This is a genomic window from Microcoleus sp. N3A4 (genome assembly GCF_036701805.1).
Lineage (GTDB): Bacteria > Cyanobacteriota > Cyanobacteriia > Cyanobacteriales > Microcoleaceae > Microcoleus.
On the sequence record NZ_JAUBRJ010000017.1, the window covers coordinates 13,222 to 30,829 of the forward strand.

Below are 17,608 nucleotides of genomic sequence, written 5' to 3' on the forward strand. Positions count from 1 at the left end.
TAGCAGCAGCTTGAGTGGCATAGAAGTAAAAAATCTGTGCCTTTAACTACTTTTTGACAAATTGTTATGATATCTTAACTTTACCGGAGGCTAGTTCAGACAATTCAAGAAGCTTGGTTATCAAGTAACCTGATTTATGATTGACAGTAAAAAAATTCAACTGAAATGGGAAAGTTATTGGTTTAAAACCCTTGGGAGATGGCGATCGTGTTCATTGACCTGCCCAGTAGACAGACCTCATCCTCGGCATATTTTTTGGAGTTGGATTGGCAGCTTTTTGGCAATTACTGCAACGTCCTATCTTGCTGTAAAAACTAATTCTCCTTTACTAATGGCGCCGTTTGGCGCTACAAGCGTTCTGATTTTTGGTGTCCCTGACAGCCCTTTGGCTCAACCCCGGAATGTCATTGGGGGCAATTTCTTAGCTGCTCTCACCAGTTTAATGATTCTGCATTTTCTCGGTTCTTCTCCCTGGGCGATGGGAATGGCTGTTTCTAGTGCGATCGGAATTATGCAGATTACCGGAACTCTACATCCGCCTTCGGGAGCAGTTGCCTTAGTCGTCATGATGACCAAACCAGACTGGAAATTTTTGCTAACACCTGCTTTTGAGGGCTCAATAATCTTGGTTTTGTGCGCCGTCATCTTTAATAATTTAGCGGCAGACAGGACGTATCCCAAGCACTGGTTATAGCATTGTCTCTAATGATTTCATCCTTCCCTCGGGAGCACTACCCAAAATCGGGATGCTCCCTAGATTCCTTCTTCCTTCTTTCTTCCATCCGTGACATCCCGATTCAGTGCGCGTTGTCAAACTTCCTTCTGCTAGATCGATCAAAAAAAACGAACGGATCGGGGGAAGGTCGAGATCCCTTTTGAAAGCGTTCCCAGGACTGCTTTAACTGAGCCGGCGCCGCATATTCGCGATCGTAAACCACCAGGACATTCGTCAAATTCCGTCCCGGCGGCAATAAAATCTGCCCCTGATGAGCCAAACCCACCGAAGCGCCCCCGTCCAAATTCATCGCTTCAAAACAGCCGATTGCCCGCATAACATTAGCTTCTGCTTCCAAAGACAAACTATCAAGAAAAGTCACCAAAAATAACTTATCTCTCGAAGCCCGAAAGCCGATCGCCGTTCTGGAACCCACGCCCAAAACATGAGAATCTTTTGGCTGACAGCCTTGAGACTGTTTGCGTTGAGACATAAAAAATTTCTCAGTAATTCAATCTCACATCGCGTGAACCTACGCTATCCCGTCGGGAATCGCTCTTTGTCACTCCCTCGATCGCGCGCGATCGTACTCTAATTATTGCGCTAAGTTAAATATGGTCAAGCATTTGGAAGTAATCTAATAAGGATGCTTTATAACTGATTTGAGATCCTTGCTCGGGTATACGCCCTGCGTTCTGGTCTACTGTTTTAAAAGCTTCGCGCCATCTCACTGTCCAATTTTCCATATCGTCGCATTTAAATTTGTATGGATTATAGCTAAAATCATGGTTTAAGTAGCCATCAGTTATGCTGTATTCTACAAATTCTTGCTCTGTTTCAGACGGCTCTGTCTCTTGAAGTTCTTTAAACTTGATGCCGTTTTTCATCATGTTTATCATTTCAGATATCAAATTAACAAATTCTCTGGCTTCAACAGGATTTAGAAAAACTATGACAGAGATAATTTGTGACGATCCATAAATATATTCTTTTTGAATTTTTTTATTTGAGCAGCGCAGTTCATTAGCTTTATCCCAAAATCCTTTCCTCAAGCATAGATAAGGGAATTCATCTTCTTCGTTCGTAAATGCTCTACTGTAAGCTCCAAAAAATTCCATGCAAGTTGATGATTCAACAAACACAGATATATTTTCTTCAAATGCAATTTCAGTTTCATTAAAGATACCGCTAACTAAAGTTACATCAGTCATTTTTAAACGGGCGATTAATTTTGATAAGGAGGGAAGGACTTTTTTGACAGGTCTTTTTTTTAGAAAAGCGTGTGTGCCATTGGTGTTTTTTTCCCAAGGTAATTGGATTATCATTTAGACATCTCCTTTTGCACTATTGGAAATCTTGTAAATTGCCAAGATACTCACCTTGATTCTGGTTTTGACCTTTGCGAAATTTCCACATTTTTTTTTCCCGATCGACATAAATATCAAAATTGCTGACTTTACCTGGCGCGTCACCTTTAACATCGTGAGCATCGATACCATTCTTTTTCAGCCACTTATCATCTACTTTACTAGCTTTGCCAACTGGTCGATCGTAATTATCATCTGGGCCTTCGTCTGGATCGGGCGAGCCAGCACCAACAGCAGTTTCTTCTGAATCAGCATTAGTTTTCTTGTGATCATCCTCAGACGAATTCATCGCTAGATAAATACCAATTGCAGTATGATTGTGAGCAACTATTTAAGTTATCTCAACTTGGCTTTTAGCTAAACTCCCCGTAGCAGGGTGCGCCTCGGCCCACCCTGCTACTAATTCAAAACTCCCAACTATTTCCCTAGCCCGTATTCCGCATCCCCGCAGCAATTCCATTAATCGTCAGCAGAGCTCCCCGCAACAATTCACCCTTGCTGTAACGCGAGTGAATCACACCCGGAACTGCGCCGCTACCGTGCTGCCGCAAGCGTTTCAGCAGCGAAACCTGCAATAAACCCAAAGGCACAATCGTCGCATTTCGCAACTGCACCGAACGCTGCAGCGACGGATCTCCGTCCAACAAACGCTGGTGTCCGGTAATAGTTAAAACTAAACCCCGAATCAAGTGAAATTCGGCAGCAATTTGCTCGAATAAAGTCTGAAAACGCTCCTTGTCGGCCGGCAAAGCTAACTCCCGCACGTAGTGTTCTGCAATCTGCAAATCCACCTTAGATAAAGTCATTTCTACCTTAGAAATAACCATTCTAAAAAACGGCCATTTCAAGTAGAAATACTGCAAAAGTTTCATGTGTTCTTCCGGTTCTTCCAGCAAAAACTCTTGCAAAGCTGTGCCGACACCGTACCAAGAAGGCAGCAAAAAGCGGCTTTGAGTCCAGCTAAACACCCACGGAATTGCTCGCAAACCGCTGATGTCTTTTTTGCCACCGCGACGGGCCGGGCGAGAACTAATTTGCAACTGGCTGATTTCTTGAATCGGGGTAACTTGGTGGAAGAAATCGACTAAATCTGGCTGTTCGTAGATTAAATGGCGGTAGTGCGATCGCGATCTCGCCGACAACTCCTCCATAATCTCATTCCAAGGGTCGATGCCATCGAAACCGGTGTGCAGCAAACTAGCTTGAATTACCGCCGCCGCCACAGTTTCCAAATTGTAAAGCGCCAACTCCGGCAAAGAATATTTAGAAGCCAAAACCTCGCCTTGTTCGGTAATCTTAATTCGCCCGCTAATACTCTTTCCAGGCTGAGCCAAAATTGCCTTGTAAGCAGGCCCGCCGCCGCGCCCTACAGAACCGCCTCGACCGTGAAAAATCCGCAACTCTACATTGTATTTTTCCGCAACCGTTTGCAAAGCCTTTTGAGCTTTGTGGATTTCCCAATTGCTGCTGAGGAAACCAGAATCTTTATTGCTGTCGGAATAGCCCAGCATCACCTCTTGCAATTTGAGAGTTTCGATTATTGGGCATTGGATATTTTCTTCGCTTTTTTCCGCTATTTCCTGCGCGTATCCTCCTGTTAGCAAAGCTCGATAAAGCGGCAAATCAAAGATTTGCTGCATTACTTCCGGCGCTTTTTTCAAATCTTCCACCGTTTCAAACAGGGGAACTACTTGAATGCTGCTAATTCCTGTCGCCGGATCGTAAAGTCCGGCTTCTTTTGCTAACAACAAAACCGCCAGCAAATCGCTGACATCGTGGCTCATGCTGATGACGTAAGTTTGGCAAATTTCCGCGCCAAACTCCTGGTGCATTTGCCGCAATATTCGGAAGGTATTAATTGTTTCGCACGTTTTGGGAGAAAAGGGCAATTCTGCTGGAATTAAAGGGCGGCGAGTTTGCAGTTCTGTTGCGAGCCAAATAATTCGATCGCATTCCGACATTTGATTGTAAGACTTGGGCAAAATTTGCAAGTATTCAGCAATTTCGCTCAAAGCGTCGGAGTGTACTGTTGACTCTTGGCGGATATCTAGGTAAGCCAAATTAAACCCGTAAATTTCTACTTGGCAGAGCAGATTTTCCAAGTCCCGACAGCTCAAACCTGTTTCCACTAAATTGTGTTCGATGAGCTGCAACTCGGTCAAAAACTCAGCGCCCGATCGATAAAGGCCGGTCATTCCGGGATGTTCCGACAAAGCCTCGCGCTCCCGCTGCAACTCGTCTCCTTTGTAGAGCCGCCAATTACGATCGCGCGTATTTTCCAGCCGCTGGAGCACGTAGGCCAGCTTCAACCGGTAGGGTTCTTGGCGGTAGCGAATCGCCCACTGCTCGTAAACATCGGGGAATTCCGATTTGTCGCGATCGAGAGATTCGAGCAATTCCGGCAGCACGTCGCTCCAGTGCAGCGACAAACTCAACAGTTCGTTCAGCCGCTTCACCGCGCCGATGTACTTTTCTAGCACCAAGTGGCGCTGATAGCAAGCCGTTTGCCAAGTAACTTTTGGAGTCACAGAAGGGTTGCCGTCCCTGTCGGAACCCACCCAAGAACCGAACTTGCAAAAATTGTAACTCGGCGGTTTCAAGTAAGGATAAGAAGCGTGCAGAGCTTGCTTTAAGCGGTGGTAGAGTTCGGGAATAGCATCAAACAGAACTTCCTCGAAGTAGTGCAGAGTGTACTCCACCTCGTCAAGCACAGTCGGCTTGAATTGGTGCAGTTCGTCAGTGCGCCACCAGAGGCGAATTTCTTCCATCAGTTGCTCTTGGAGAGCCGCCGCTTCCCAGCAAGACACCGGGTAGGGGCTTTGAGAGTCGGCCCCGAGCACCTGAAATTTCTCGTCAACTTGGTCTAGCTGCTGGAGAATTTTCGCCATCCGCCGCTGCTTGGTGCGGATCGTGTGGCGGACAATTTCCGTCGGGTGAGCGGTGAATACCAAGCGGATGTCCAACTGATCGATCAAGCGCTGGATTTGCTGGCTAGGCACGTTCAAGCGCTGCAGCATCGGGAACAGTTGGTGAAAAGTTCCGGCGTCTCGGGCGATCGTCTCGCTGCTGTCTGCATTGCTCAGAGCCGTTTGGGTGGGGCTGGGCCCTTCCCTGTGCCGCGGGCGATCGGGGGCATCGGTTGCTTGTCCGGGCAGCTTAGAAAACATCCGCCCACCAGCGTCGTTACTGCTAGAGTAAGCTAGCTGTTGGTCTCGCTGTTCGTAGTGCTGTTCGACAATGTTGATCAACTGGAAATACAGTGCAAAAGCCCGAGCAGCGCGGATGGCGGCGTTGAGGTCGAGCTTTTCGATTAGCTGTACGACATTTGACTCGTGAAAGTGAGTGGCCTGTCCCTCGGCGGAATTGACCGATCGCATTTGTTGGAGCAAATCCACCAATTCCTGCCCGCACTCCTGTCGCAGCACCGATTCCCACAAGTCCTCTACTACTTTGAGGCGATTTCGCAGAAACAGGTCAGATTTTGAGTAAGCGGGAGAATAGGAAATAGATGTTGCATCAATAGCCTGTTCTGAAGACTGGAGGACTGAACTCATCGGGCTGTTCCTCAATAGCTGCGGGTGTCAAGAAAATTGTATGGTTTAGTTTCACCTAAAACACTTTTGTTTGCAGTCAAATTTGAGACAACTGATTTAAAGGCAGAAGGCAGTTATTTAGAAGGTAAAAGCAAAGACAAATTTTAAGCGCACGAATTTTACTGATTGTCAAGCTTTCAGGTCAAAAAATTTAGCTTCTAGCTGCAGCATCCTTCCTTGGGCCTTCTAATCCTGTGATTGAGGAAAGTTAAGCACGGGGAGGCGCGAGCCTCGAAAGATTTCTTCGCTTTCAACGCCGACCGACGCAACAAACTCAGCAGCAGCTTTCGTCGCCAGCAACCCGCCCAGCATGGGTAGAGCGGCCAAGCTCAATAAAATATTTGAGGGAATTGGCAAATTTGGACTGTTAGGTGTTTGAGTTTTGGGCAAATCTTGGTTTTCCGACGGCATAAATTCCTCCTGTGTCAATCCGCAATCCTCACTCAGTTTATAGCAGAAGCAAGAAGGTTTTAGCGATCGAGGAGAGGAGGAAGAAGCAATTATAGCAAGAGTTTCAGCAATGCCAGAACGTCCCGATCGTCTGGCGGGGTTGCTATACAGGGGAAATAATCATCTTGACTGCTGCGGCATGACTGATGACTGAAGACTTCTTCCTTCGCTTAACTTGCACCTAACTGTGCCAAAATACATTCGAGGTATTATCAAATCAACTATTTCCCAACGATCCCGAGGGGATACAGGGCGAGGCAGTAAGTCCAGCAAGGGTTAAACCTTACCAAACGGTTAGACTCTAGACTCGGCAAATCAAATAATTGTCTGTAAAACTTGTAAACTGTGCTATCTCTAGAAAACAAAACCAGCCTTGACGAAATTTAAAGTCCCATGTTGAATGCGAACGGGAGCATATTGGCAGACAATCGATCGGCCGCGTCGCAGTGGGCGCAAGAAGCTTTAGGGCTTCCCGAAGTTCAAGTACAAGCACGTTTGCGGGGAAATCACCTGCACGTTTTGTGCGAAGCAGCGCAGTGTCCGTCTCAAGAATTGGTGACGGCGAGATTTACCAACGCCCTAGAACAAACAGATTTAAGGCGACTGCTGCCCGATCGACCTAAAATTTACCAGTTGTTTCTGTGCGGCCGCAAACTAGGTTCCCGACAAAATGACTGGACAGTCCGGCTCGATTGCAGCAGTCCGCAGCGACAGCAACAGCAAGCGCAACCGGAACCAAAAGTGGCAGAAGTGCCGCCACCAGCGAGTCCCCTGACGTACGAACCGCCAGCGAGCCCTAAAAGAGGCGGATTTTTCGGCAAATTTAAGAATGACAACCGCAAACTCAAACAGACACCAAAGCCTGTAGAAACATCGGCTCGCGCGCCGCAGGTGCGAGAAGAACTGGATTTTGACAGCGAAAGTCTCCCGATTGCTTCCCGCATTGAATACCCAGAAGTTTTTGAAACTTCCCCCGTCACGATCGACACTTCGGCTGCTGCGGCGCGGGAAGCTTTCAGTCCCCCCGTTCCCCGCCGGCACGCGCCGGAAACAGCCCCCCAGCAGCAAGCGAACCGCGGCGCGGTGGCTTTGATTCAATCCCCCGAAGCTGACTCAGGCGAGGGCGATCGCGATGGAACATTGACGGTTTCGCCAGAAACTTTGGCGCGCCGGGGCTATCCAGATGCGATCGCCAGCTATCTCAGCGAAATCCTCGGGCCGATGGGAGTTTCGGTGAAAGTAAGCATTCGCGAAAAAGAAATCAAAAGCAGCCGGGAAACCCTGCCCGTGAATGCACCGGAAAATCTCAAGCCCAAGGAACGCCGGCTGCTGGTGCTGTGCGAGTCAGCTTACAGCCCCGACCCCTCCTTGCTGGCAGAACCCATCGCCGGCAGGCTGCGGAAACTGCAACTAGAGGATTTCCGGGAAGCAGTGATCGGCAGCCAAGTGACCGGCGAAGCGAAGCCGGACTGGCTGCTGCGGGTGGATTTGACTTCGCCGGACACAATTCTCAAGGAATGGGCCAGGTGGGGAGACGTGCAGTCGATCGCCAAACTGCTAAACCAACACTTGGCACCATCGAAAGTCGAAGTGCGGGCCACCCTCAAAGAAGCAACCCTCCACCTGTTTTGCAGCAAAACTGCCAAAAAAGGACAAAAACCTAAACGGCAAGAATACCCCGACAAGCAGCAAACCACCGACGAGATCGCCCCTTTGTTAGCCTCCTTCGCGCCCCAAGGCATCCGCGCAGCTACTATCTACGGCGTAGAACCGGCCAAGGACTCTCAGGCGGAGCCGGAGTCGCCGGTGTGGATAGACTGGGTGGACTTGCCTGCAGCCCACCACCCCGACTTGGCTGCGAGCGCCAAAACGCTGGCGGCTGGGGGCGACCAATTGGCTCTGACTTTTTTATTGAACAGGTTGCTCAACCCCAATCTCAGACGCAAGCTGGAAACAGGAGGGATTCGGGCTGTCGTGCTGCACAAAGCCGACGTGCTGCACGTCATGACTGAAGCTCTGACTTGCCCTTCTCAGTCGAAGGTAGGGCCGCCGGTGGCTAAATTCTTGCGGCACTTACAAATTCCGGGAGTGGCAGGGGTGCGAGTCTACGGGCGCCGGGCCGGCCAGAAACTGCCCCTGTGGCGCTACACGATCGACCTCAGAACGGCGGTTGACGAAAAATCAGCGGCGGCTCCGGCACCGGCTCCCTCGCAACTGGCTGTCTTGGAAAAGGAACCAGTGCCGGAGTTTGCGCCGGCGGAGGATGTGACTTTTTCGGGTTTGGGCGAGAAGCTTGATGAGCAGGTGCCCAATCCCTGGCGGCCCCGCTTCAAAATCAGACTCCCCGGATACAATCTGGGCGAGCAGTTAGTTCAAGCTGCGGTGCACCCGCTTGTCGCTTCGGGTTTGTTTGTTCCCAACGATGGTTTGTCAACAAATGCTGCTGCGCCGGGGGGCGTGAGAGCCGATCGCGCGGCCGGAATGGCCTTGGTTTGGGCGATCGCCGGCTGTGTGCTGACTTTTAATACCGATTGGCTCCTGGGTCTATTTCTGCAATCTGCGGCGGTCAGTCAAGCTCCTAGCGCCTCCGAAGTTTGTAAGGGTCAAAATTGTCAAAATCCCTCTCCCAAGGCTTTTGGCGACGTTACAGCCCGACTGCCGAACGAAACCCCGAACCCGGTTTCCCATTCTGGGGAGGTGAATTTACCTCAAATCCCGTTGCAGCAGTCGCCGGAAGCGAACCGAGAAGAGGCTTTCAACGGCTCTGGCTTTACGAAACCGGGAAATACTAGCGTTCCTGTAGCTGATGTTTCTGCAGCTCCCGTGTTCCCGACTTTGAGAAGCGAGCAGCTTGACGAGCAGATAGCGCGCTATCAAGAGTACATCCACCTGCACAAACAACCGCCGGATATTTTAATTGTCGGCAGTTCGAGGGCGCTGCGGGGTATCGACCCGGCGGTTTTGGAAACAGCTTTGGCAGCTTCGGGCTATCCGGGGCTGAGGGCTTACAATTTTGGGGTTAACGGAGCTACTCTCCAGGTTGTAGATTCGATCGTCCGCCGGATTTTGCCTCCGCAACAATTGCCGAAATTGCTGGTTTTGGCGGACGGGGCGAGGGCTCTCAACAGCGGGCGGCCGGATTTGACTTTTAGCGCGATCGCTTCTTCGGAAGGTTACAGGCAATTGTCGCGGGGGAGTTTTCTGATCCGCACCAATCAATTAGATACCGAAGGATCGAAAGAGAGTGCAAAAAATCCGGTGGCGACTGCAACTGAATTGGTGCAAAATTTGGAACAAACTCAAGCTAACGTTCAGCAATTGGTGAGTCAAAAGTTGGTGGAGGGTTCTGCAACTTACAAAAAGCGCGATCGGCTCAAAGGGTTTTTGCGATCGCTCGCCAATCCATCAGCCCCTGTTGCAACCGAGATCCCCCAAACCGCAGCCCTGGGCAAACAAACCACTGAAAACGCCCAGTCAACTCTTGGGGGTAAACCACCCAGCGAATTTCAACCAAACGGCTTTTTGCCGATCGATATACGCTTCAATCCCGATACTTACTTTCAGAAGCACCCGAAAGTATCTGGCTATTACGACTCCGACTATCAAGATTTTAAATTGATAGGCGAACAAGCTCTAGCACTCAAAAATCTGATCGAATTTACCAAGGTTCGCAACATCAATCTCGTGTTTGTGAATATGCCTCTGACTGAAGATTATTTAGACCCGGTGCGGACAAGTTACGAACAAGAATTCCGGCAATATATGCAAGAATTAGCAGCTCAAAGCGGACTAATTTTCCGAGATAATAGTTTATTGTGGCCAGAGGCACGGGAATCTTTTTCCGACCCCAGCCACCTCAACCGCTACGGGGCTGTTGCAGTTTCTAAGCGGTTGGCTCAAGATCCGATGATTCCCTGGCCGGCGAAGAAGTAGAGTTAATCCCTTTCCGGTGAATATCTATGAAGGAGAGGGGGAGAATGGGAGAGTGGGAGAATGGGAGAATTTATCAGCTACTGCTAAGCGAGAGATTGTCTGTTATGTTCGAGAGAGAGGGAGAACTACGACTTACGCACGCCGAGCTCAGAAACCCGGTTTCTTCATAAATTTCTCGTTACTAAACGCAAAATTCTTGTACAAACCGGGTTTCTAGCCCCCAAGCGCGTCAGCAATGAAACTGTCATAAGTCTTGTTATATAGCGGTTCTCAGAAAGATGAGGTACGTAGTTGGGCTTCAGCCCAATAAGTCTGGGTGGTTATGTAAGCTGTCAGTCATACCTCATCTTTTTGAGAAAGGCTATAAGTCTTGTTATACAGCATATTCCATGTATATGTAGTACACATAATCTTGTAGTAAGTATAAGGTGCGTCGCTTTCAGAGTCAATCTGCAAGTTCCATTTAAAAGGTCGCAGATCCGCACCCTACATATTAACATCACACAATATAAATATAGCGGCTGCTGTACTTCATCAACCTGGAATATGCTGTAAGTTAAATGATTTAAATCTTCTTGTAAGGGCGGTTTGTGCAATATCTATGATTCTTATTTAACTCATAATATCATGTCCGGTAGCATCGGAATTATGAGCGCGCTCACGTCGTCTCGCTCGCGATCTGTAGCCGCGAGCGAGACGCTCGCACTTATCATCCAAATATATTATTCCGATGAACCGGAAATGATACAACTCATACTCCGCGACTATCTCAAAACTATTCTTTCCTGCGGCTGGATACTGAAAATGAAAAGATTGATATTTCCAGAAAAAAGCAAAAATCAACAGATAAAAAGTTCCAGAAAAAATCTGCCTATGATATTTTTTCTATTATCTTTAGCATTTTTCTGTTTCAGTTTGTATAAAGGTTTATTTTTACCTTTAGCTTTATCATCTCCGCCGCCCAGCAAGGAACAAAGTAGCGAACAGCAAACTCTGGAACCCTTTGAACAGGTTGTCAAAGACGCACAAAAGTTAGAGGGACTATTTACCCTTTACCGCAATCAAGCAACTAATAAAGTTTATCTAGAAATTACACAGCAACAACTAGACAAAAAGTTCCTGTGTTTCGTGACATTGGCTTCGGGTTTGGGGGAAGGGGGCATTTTTAGCGGATTGCCGATCGGCGATTTCTTGTTTCAACTGCGCCGAGTCCAAAATAACGTGCAGTTTGTGATACCAAATATCAATTTTCGCACCAGTCCGGGCGACCCGCAAGCGGGTTCGGTGGAAAGGGCATTTAGCGAGTCGATTCTTTATTCTTTGCCGCTCAAAAGCATTCATCCGCAAAGACAAACCTTGCTGATCGATTTAGGCGATTTGCTGATGAGCGAAAAGCGCGATTTACCGGGGGTAAAAGCGATTTTGCCGATGATTCTGGGCGCTTCTTACTCGATCGATGCAGACAAGTCTTATTTTAAAGATGTTAAAGCGTTTCCGCTGAATGTGGAGATTGCTTCTATTTACGGTTTTTCTAGCGATAATGATAGTGCGGTTAACTATTTACCTTCGATTCCTGACAGTCGGGCTTTTAACCTCCGCATTCACTACAGTTTCTCGGAAGTGCCGCTAAATAACGGCTACCGCCCCAGACTGGCGGATGAGCGAGTGGGCTATTTTCTCACAGCATATAAAGACTTTTCTGACAATAGCAGCCGGGAGCCTTTTGTGCGCTATATCAATCGCTGGCATTTGCAAAAGCAAATCCCGACGGCGCCTATGTCGCCTCCGGTGCAGCCGATCGTCTTTTGGATTGAAAATAATGTGCCTCTCGAATACCGAAATGCAATTCGCGAGGGCATTTTGGAGTGGAACAAAGCTTTTGAAAAGGCAGGTTTTACTGAGGCAATTCAGGTCAAACAAATGCCGGACAACGCTAAATGGGACCCGGCTGATGTCCGCTACAATACTATTCGCTGGTCGAGTTCTTTTGAGCCTGAGTTTGCAGGCATCGGGCCGTCTCGCACTAACCCGCTGACTGGGGAAATTTTGGATGCTGACATTCTTTTGGATGCTAATGTTGTCCGGCAAATCAAACAGGGCTATCGGTCTTTGGTGGAACAAAATCGCTCGCTAGCGAGGAGTTTTCAAGGGCGAAACGGTTCTAATACCAATCCCTGTCAGTTCGGGATGTATTCGCGATATTTGCAGGTGCTAGAAAACGGGGATTTAGGAAAAAGCAGCGGGGAAAACGATCGAGGTGGAATTGCTGAGGATTTGCCGAATTTGGTGGAAAGATACCAAGAGCAAAAGCGCTCGCCTTTGTCGCGGTTGATGTCGAGTTCGGATATGTGTTTTGGGTTGGAATCGAGCCGGCAGTTTGCGATCGGGGCAATGTCGATGGATCTGTTGGAAAATGCAGCGCCTAGCGGTGCGGCAATTGACAATTATGTTAATGAATATATCCGATTTTTGACGGCGCACGAAGTAGGTCACACTCTCGGTTTGAGGCACAATTTTCACGGGAGTACGATGCTGCAACCGGAGGATTTGAACAATACTCAGGTAACTCGCGCGCAAGGTATGGTGGCGTCGGTGATGGATTACGTGCCGATTAATTTGGCGCCGCAGGGAACTGTACAGGGCGACTATTATCCGGTGATTGTAGGGCCTTATGACGATTGGGCGATCGAGTACGGTTACAAGGTGATTGGTGGCGCAAACCCCAACAGCGACTTACCAGCGCTGCAACAAATTGCCAGCCGCGCTGCGGAACAACAATTAGCTTACGCGCCGGATGAGGATTCTGTTGATATTCTCGATCCCGCTGCAAATACTTTCGATCTCAGCGGCAATATGCTCGAGTATTCGCAATGGCAATTGGAGAATTCTAGGGCGATGTGGAAGCGTTTAGAAAAGCGAATTCCGGTTGGGGAAGACGGTTATAACGAACTGCGGGTGATGTTTGATTCGGTGTTCGGGTATTATGTTCAGCAGGTGATGAATGCGACTTTGTATGTGGGGGGACAGTCGTTTAATCGGATTCGCCCTGGAGATACTAATGCGAAGTTGCCGTTTGTGCCGATCGAACTTTCTCAGCAGCGAGAAGCTTTGGCTACAGTGGATAAGTACGTTTTTGCGCCGGATGCGTTCAGTTTTGCGCCGGAGTTGCTGAACAAATTGGCACCTTCCCGCTGGGAGCACTGGGGGAGTCCGGCTTTGGTGTTTCCTCTAGATTACCCGATCGGCGATCGAATTACTTTTTTGCAGCGGTTTGTGCTGCGAGTTTTGCTATCTCCGGTGCGGCTGGCGAGACTGCGGGATGCGGAGTTAAAATCATCGCCGGAAACTGCTTTGAGGTTGCCGGAAGTGTTCGATACCTTGGAAAAGGATATCTGGAAAGAGGTTTTGCAGGCGGAAAAGAAGATGCAAATTTCAACTTTTCGGCGTTCTTTGCAGCGGGAACATTTGGCGATTTTGATGGGAATGGTGCTGCGAAAAACCAGTGTTCCAGAGGATGCGCGGACTCTGGCTTGGTACGAGTTGCGGCAGTTGCGGGAGGGTTTGAGCAAGAGTATTCGGAATTTGGATCGGAATGCGGATGCTTATACGCGGGCTCATTTGGAGGAAACGCGCGATCGGATTTCTAAGGTTTTGAATTCGCAGATTCAATCGAATTAATTTGGGGGTTCAGAAACCGGGTTTTTGAGGAAGATATTTCGTTGTCGCCCGCAGATTTGGTCAAAAACCCGGTTTCTGAGAATCTCAGTCAACTTAAAATAATTCGGAACTTGCGTCGTATACGATAGATAGACAGGGAAGCTAAAAAGAACAGCCCTTATGCCTGCCAAAGACCTTTATCACGATACTGTCTGCACCGCCCTCATCAAAGATGGCTGGACAATCACTCATGACCCACTGATTCTCAAAATTGGGGGCCGCTCGGTCTTTGTCGATTTGGGCGCCCAGAAACTAATTGCGGCTGAACGAGGGTCTGAAAAAATTGCGATCGAGATCAAAAGCTTCCTCAGTCCATCACCGATTAATGACCTTGAAAATGCTTGGGGGCAGTTCTTTATGTACGCCAGAACGCTGCAAAAACGAGAGCCAGAGCGTCGTCTATACCTAGCTGTTAATCGCAACACCTTTGAAACGTTGTTTAAAGAAGAAGCTGGGCAATTGCTGCTAGAAGAACCAGGTTTTCGCCTGATAGTTTTTGACCCAAACATGGAGGAGATTATCCAATGGCAACCGCAAATCAACCCGTAGACGAATGGTGTGAGACGTTGGAGAAAATTCTCCAATACTATGCGGATATTCCTTATACTTATGGGGATGTGATTACCTATGTGGTGGTCAGCCGCGATCGCAACCATTTTATGCTGATACATGAAGGTTGGGAAAATCATCTGCGAGTTCATGGTACTGTGGTTCACGCCGAAATCCGCAATGACAAAATCTGGATTCACTATGATGGGATTGAAGACGGCATCACTGACGAACTCGTCGCCGCTGGCGTGCCCAAAGACTGCATTGTTCTTGCTTTCCATCCACCGGAAGTCCGAGAGTATACTGGATATGCGATCGCATAGCTTCTCGTCTCGACCGAGATTTTAGATAATATCAGCTTGGTAGCGTATATCGCACCTTAATAATTTTTTGGGCAATACAAAGTACCCTACAAATAATTTGCAAACGCTAAACTTCTGTCATCGCAACGATTTGAGCGATGGTTAATACCAACTGAGGAAACGTTGGAGAAACAATAATGGCTTCTCCTTGATATCGCTGTGCCTGATATTCACCATCGATTAAGCGGTTGATGGTCATCGTAGACTGTTTTGGAGAACCAATATACTGAACGCCTCCCAACCCTGCATAATCAACGATCCAATACTCCAGGATTCCTAAAGTTTCATACTCATTCAATTTGATGCGGTAATCATCCCGCCAATTCGTACTGACAACTTCGATCGCCAAGGGAGGTGGAATATAGGCAGCAGCAGAGGCAGAACTTTGACGCATTCTGACCCATTCTTCCTTAGCAAACACCACAATGTCGGCTTTACGACTCGATTCACTTTCGCCCGGGGCAGCGTTCAATCTGACTTGTTTACTTTGTCGAGGAACGTAGGGAAGGTTCAAGGATTGGCAATGATCTACCAAGAGACGACATAATCCATCGACGACATCCTCATGTTTGGCTGTGGGTTCACTCAGGGGCATGGCAACTCCATTGACTAGCTCGAATGACCTGCCTGAGTCGTCATCCCAGTTGAGAAATTCCTCGAAGGAAAGGGTTTTTTGGGCGATCGCAACCATTGATATTAACCTTTTGCGTAGGTTGGCTCTCTGTTGTCTGTTTCTAGCTTAACGTGAGGTAGAGAGATAGATCGCTGCTCTTGTAGGGTGCGTTAAGGAAGTATACCGTAAACTTTGACACCTCTTCTCGGTTTTACTGCCCGCGTCCTGGTTTGCAATCTACGAAACCTAATGCTTCTGTGTCGAGAAAACTGGCGATCGAAATGGCGATCGGATATTCAATTTCTGCAGGACGCGCAATTAGAGCCGCTTTAATTCGTTCTGGCAAACGTCCCAAAATAACTTCGGCATCAGCAGGAGAAAGTTGTTCTTGAAGTTTGGCTTGCATGGCATTCACCTTTGGGTTGGAATTTGATAAATACATTCAAGCCACTACCGAACTCAGATTTAGCGGTCTAACGGCTAAAGTGAGCGGCAGCAAGCATCATCCAAACGAAGCGCAAAGCTTTTATCATGTCCGCTCCACTGCGTTGTTATGCCGCCATAATTGCCTTGACTAATAAGAGAGGTGATTAATTAAGCAAATAGTTAAAATCAATAGTCCGGACAATTTTTAGTTAGTAGTCTCAAAACCTCGATTTTTCGTTAGTAGCTTGATTGCCCAATCGCCTGGAAACCCTTATTCTCAGGTTTGGAATCAAAAACTGTCCGAAGTATTGTTAAAATGTTGATTGAGTCATCACTCTCAAACCATAGTCTTGCTCACTTCCTCGAGAAGGTTGTGCTACGAATTATTAGGAAGCGATCGCAGATGAAAGAACAAGGCAGATTAAACAGACGTAGTTTTTTAGCTGGGGCAGCAGCTTTAGGAACCGTTAGCCTAACCCAGACTTGGACATCCCCAGTCATGGCGGCACAATCGGCAGTGAGATTGCCCGATCGCAAAGAGATAATCATCCGAAATGCTTACATCATGACAATGGACTCAGCACTTGGAGATCTGACCGGGGATATCCATTTGCGGAATGGTGAAATCGTTGCGATCGGAACTCAGTTAGATGCTCCAACAGCCGAAACGATTGATGGACAAAATATGATCGTCTTGCCAGGTCTTATTGATACACACTGGCATCTGTGGACTGCCTTGCTGCGAAGTATGTCCGGTGATACCAGAGAACAGGGGTATTTTTCCATGACCGAGCGTTTGGGCAAGCGATACACGCCAGAAGATATGTATCGCGCAGCGCAATTGGCAACGGCTGAGGCACTCTATTCAGGAATCACAACGATACACGACTTTAACCACAACGCCCGCACGATTGATTACGCTAGTGCATCCGTCCGCGCCATCGCCAATGCAGGTATTCGTGCTCGTTTTTCTTACGGGTACTACAAAGATCAAGCATCAGAAGAAGCCACTGACTTTGACAGCATCATGAGGCTGCATCGTGAGATGAAAAATTCCCAGTATGGTTTGATATCTTTAGGATTTGCGCCGCGAGAGGTTTCTGCCTACAAAAACTATCACCGGGATTGGGAGATAGCCCGAAAAATAGGGCTTCCAATTACGGTTCATGCAAGTTCCTCACTGGATGAAGCTGGAGAAATCGATCAACTCTATAAGGACGGGTTACTTGCAAAAGATGTACTCATTGTCCATGCGACTGCGGCAACGCTAATTGAAATGCGGCACTTATCAAAAAGTAACGCAGCCGTTAGCCTGACCCCTTTCACAGAAATGCGAACTGGTTTTGGCTTTCCTCCGATTCAAGAACTGCTTTCAGCAGGCGTGTTGATCAGCCTTGGAATCGATACAACAGCCTTGTCAGGAAATGCAGATATGTTTGCAATCATGAAAGTAATTCAAAATGTTGGTAATGCTCAAGCCAAGAGTGAGTTTGCTTTCTCTCCGCGACGAATCTTAGAATTTGCAACTATCAACGGAGCGCAAGCGTTGGGAATCGATCATCAAGTTGGCTCTCTTAAACCTGGTAAGCGTGCCGATCTGATTATGGTATCTACCGAGAACCTGAATTTAGGAGTATTTACAGATCCAGCACATTTATTAGTTGAAGCTGCTCAACCCTCAAATGTTGATACCGCGATCGTAGATGGAAGGATTCTAAAGCGAAACGGTCAACTTTTGGCAATGAATGCGAAGGAAGTTATTCGAGAAGCAAAAGATTCGTTAAGGTCTGTCAACTTTTTCTTAAGAACTTAACCTTGTCATTTAACAAATAAACTTCAAACTACTGCCTCAACCCAGAACTTAGGCGGCATAACGATTTAGT

At 47.8% G+C, this 17,608-nt stretch carries 13 protein-coding genes; 6 read left to right on the top strand and 7 right to left on the bottom strand.

Annotation, left to right across the window (positions count from 1 at the left end; translation table 11 throughout):
* Window positions 1-136 precede the first annotated feature (136 nt).
* On the top strand, window positions 137-694 hold the full coding sequence (locus QUA56_RS12325; protein WP_333357738.1) for an HPP family protein: 558 nt from the start codon (window positions 137-139) through the stop codon (window positions 692-694).
* Window positions 695-797: 103 nt separating this feature from the next.
* On the opposite strand, the gene QUA56_RS12330 is transcribed toward QUA56_RS12325, so the two are convergent.
* The 5 genes from QUA56_RS12330 to QUA56_RS12350 form a co-directional block, all read right to left on the bottom strand.
* Window positions 798-1,208, bottom strand: coding sequence for a phosphodiester glycosidase family protein (locus QUA56_RS12330; RefSeq protein ID WP_333357740.1), 411 nt, complete (start codon window positions 1,206-1,208; stop codon window positions 798-800).
* A 115-nt stretch (window positions 1,209-1,323) separates the two neighbouring features.
* Window positions 1,324-2,040, bottom strand: coding sequence for a hypothetical protein (locus QUA56_RS12335; protein ID WP_333357743.1), 717 nt, complete (start codon window positions 2,038-2,040; stop codon window positions 1,324-1,326).
* A 19-nt stretch (window positions 2,041-2,059) separates the two neighbouring features.
* On the bottom strand, window positions 2,060-2,371 hold the full coding sequence (locus tag QUA56_RS12340) for a polymorphic toxin type 33 domain-containing protein (RefSeq protein ID WP_333357746.1): 312 nt from the start codon (window positions 2,369-2,371) through the stop codon (window positions 2,060-2,062).
* A gap of 136 nt (window positions 2,372-2,507) precedes the next feature.
* On the bottom strand, window positions 2,508-5,636 hold the full coding sequence (ppc, locus tag QUA56_RS12345; protein ID WP_333357747.1) for a phosphoenolpyruvate carboxylase: 3,129 nt from the start codon (window positions 5,634-5,636) through the stop codon (window positions 2,508-2,510).
* Window positions 5,637-5,861: 225 nt separating this feature from the next.
* Window positions 5,862-6,086, bottom strand: coding sequence for a hypothetical protein (locus QUA56_RS12350; protein WP_333357750.1), 225 nt, complete (start codon window positions 6,084-6,086; stop codon window positions 5,862-5,864).
* A 432-nt stretch (window positions 6,087-6,518) separates the two neighbouring features.
* On the opposite strand from QUA56_RS12350, the gene QUA56_RS12355 reads away from it, so the two are divergent.
* The 4 genes from QUA56_RS12355 to QUA56_RS12370 all read left to right on the top strand — a co-directional run bounded on the left by QUA56_RS12355 (window position 6,519) and on the right by QUA56_RS12370 (window position 14,647).
* On the top strand, window positions 6,519-10,058 hold the full coding sequence (locus QUA56_RS12355) for a hypothetical protein (RefSeq protein ID WP_333357754.1): 3,540 nt from the start codon (window positions 6,519-6,521) through the stop codon (window positions 10,056-10,058).
* An 804-nt stretch (window positions 10,059-10,862) separates the two neighbouring features.
* Window positions 10,863-13,736: a zinc-dependent metalloprotease gene (locus QUA56_RS12360; RefSeq protein ID WP_445242903.1), complete on the top strand. Its 2,874-nt coding sequence runs from the start codon at window positions 10,863-10,865 to the stop codon at window positions 13,734-13,736.
* Between the two features lie 159 nt (window positions 13,737-13,895).
* Window positions 13,896-14,324: an element excision factor XisH family protein gene (locus QUA56_RS12365; RefSeq protein ID WP_333357765.1), complete on the top strand. Its 429-nt coding sequence runs from the start codon at window positions 13,896-13,898 to the stop codon at window positions 14,322-14,324.
* Window positions 14,300-14,647: a XisI protein gene (locus tag QUA56_RS12370; protein ID WP_333357766.1), complete on the top strand. Its 348-nt coding sequence runs from the start codon at window positions 14,300-14,302 to the stop codon at window positions 14,645-14,647. The genes QUA56_RS12365 and QUA56_RS12370 overlap by 25 nt, the downstream gene beginning before the upstream one ends.
* 106 nt (window positions 14,648-14,753) lie before the next feature.
* On the opposite strand, the gene QUA56_RS12375 is transcribed toward QUA56_RS12370, so the two are convergent.
* Both QUA56_RS12375 and QUA56_RS12380 read right to left on the bottom strand, forming a co-directional pair.
* Window positions 14,754-15,377 carry a Uma2 family endonuclease gene (locus tag QUA56_RS12375; protein WP_333357767.1) on the bottom strand — a complete coding sequence of 208 codons (624 nt, stop codon included), beginning with the start codon at window positions 15,375-15,377 and terminating at the stop codon, window positions 14,754-14,756.
* Window positions 15,378-15,510: 133 nt separating this feature from the next.
* Window positions 15,511-15,705, bottom strand: a complete 195-nt coding sequence (locus QUA56_RS12380; RefSeq protein WP_333357771.1) for a hypothetical protein — start codon at window positions 15,703-15,705, stop codon at window positions 15,511-15,513.
* A 423-nt stretch (window positions 15,706-16,128) separates the two neighbouring features.
* On the opposite strand from QUA56_RS12380, the gene QUA56_RS12385 reads away from it, so the two are divergent.
* Complete coding sequence (locus tag QUA56_RS12385; RefSeq protein ID WP_333357772.1) at window positions 16,129-17,538, top strand: amidohydrolase family protein; 1,410 nt, start codon at window positions 16,129-16,131, stop codon at window positions 17,536-17,538.
* The last annotated feature ends 70 nt before the right edge of the window (window positions 17,539-17,608 follow it).

Coding starts and splice junctions, on each gene's coding strand:
- QUA56_RS12325 (WP_333357738.1), top strand. CDS start 137: ATGATTGACAGTAAAAAAATTCAACTGAAATGGGAAAGTTATTGGTTT.
- QUA56_RS12330 (WP_333357740.1), bottom strand. CDS start 1,208: ATGTCTCAACGCAAACAGTCTCAAGGCTGTCAGCCAAAAGATTCTCAT.
- QUA56_RS12335 (WP_333357743.1), bottom strand. CDS start 2,040: ATGATAATCCAATTACCTTGGGAAAAAAACACCAATGGCACACACGCT.
- QUA56_RS12340 (WP_333357746.1), bottom strand. CDS start 2,371: ATGAATTCGTCTGAGGATGATCACAAGAAAACTAATGCTGATTCAGAA.
- ppc (WP_333357747.1), bottom strand. CDS start 5,636: ATGAGTTCAGTCCTCCAGTCTTCAGAACAGGCTATTGATGCAACATCT.
- QUA56_RS12350 (WP_333357750.1), bottom strand. CDS start 6,086: ATGCCGTCGGAAAACCAAGATTTGCCCAAAACTCAAACACCTAACAGT.
- QUA56_RS12355 (WP_333357754.1), top strand. CDS start 6,519: ATGTTGAATGCGAACGGGAGCATATTGGCAGACAATCGATCGGCCGCG.
- QUA56_RS12360 (WP_445242903.1), top strand. CDS start 10,863: ATGAAAAGATTGATATTTCCAGAAAAAAGCAAAAATCAACAGATAAAA.
- QUA56_RS12365 (WP_333357765.1), top strand. CDS start 13,896: ATGCCTGCCAAAGACCTTTATCACGATACTGTCTGCACCGCCCTCATC.
- QUA56_RS12370 (WP_333357766.1), top strand. CDS start 14,300: ATGGCAACCGCAAATCAACCCGTAGACGAATGGTGTGAGACGTTGGAG.
- QUA56_RS12375 (WP_333357767.1), bottom strand. CDS start 15,377: ATGGTTGCGATCGCCCAAAAAACCCTTTCCTTCGAGGAATTTCTCAAC.
- QUA56_RS12380 (WP_333357771.1), bottom strand. CDS start 15,705: ATGCAAGCCAAACTTCAAGAACAACTTTCTCCTGCTGATGCCGAAGTT.
- QUA56_RS12385 (WP_333357772.1), top strand. CDS start 16,129: ATGAAAGAACAAGGCAGATTAAACAGACGTAGTTTTTTAGCTGGGGCA.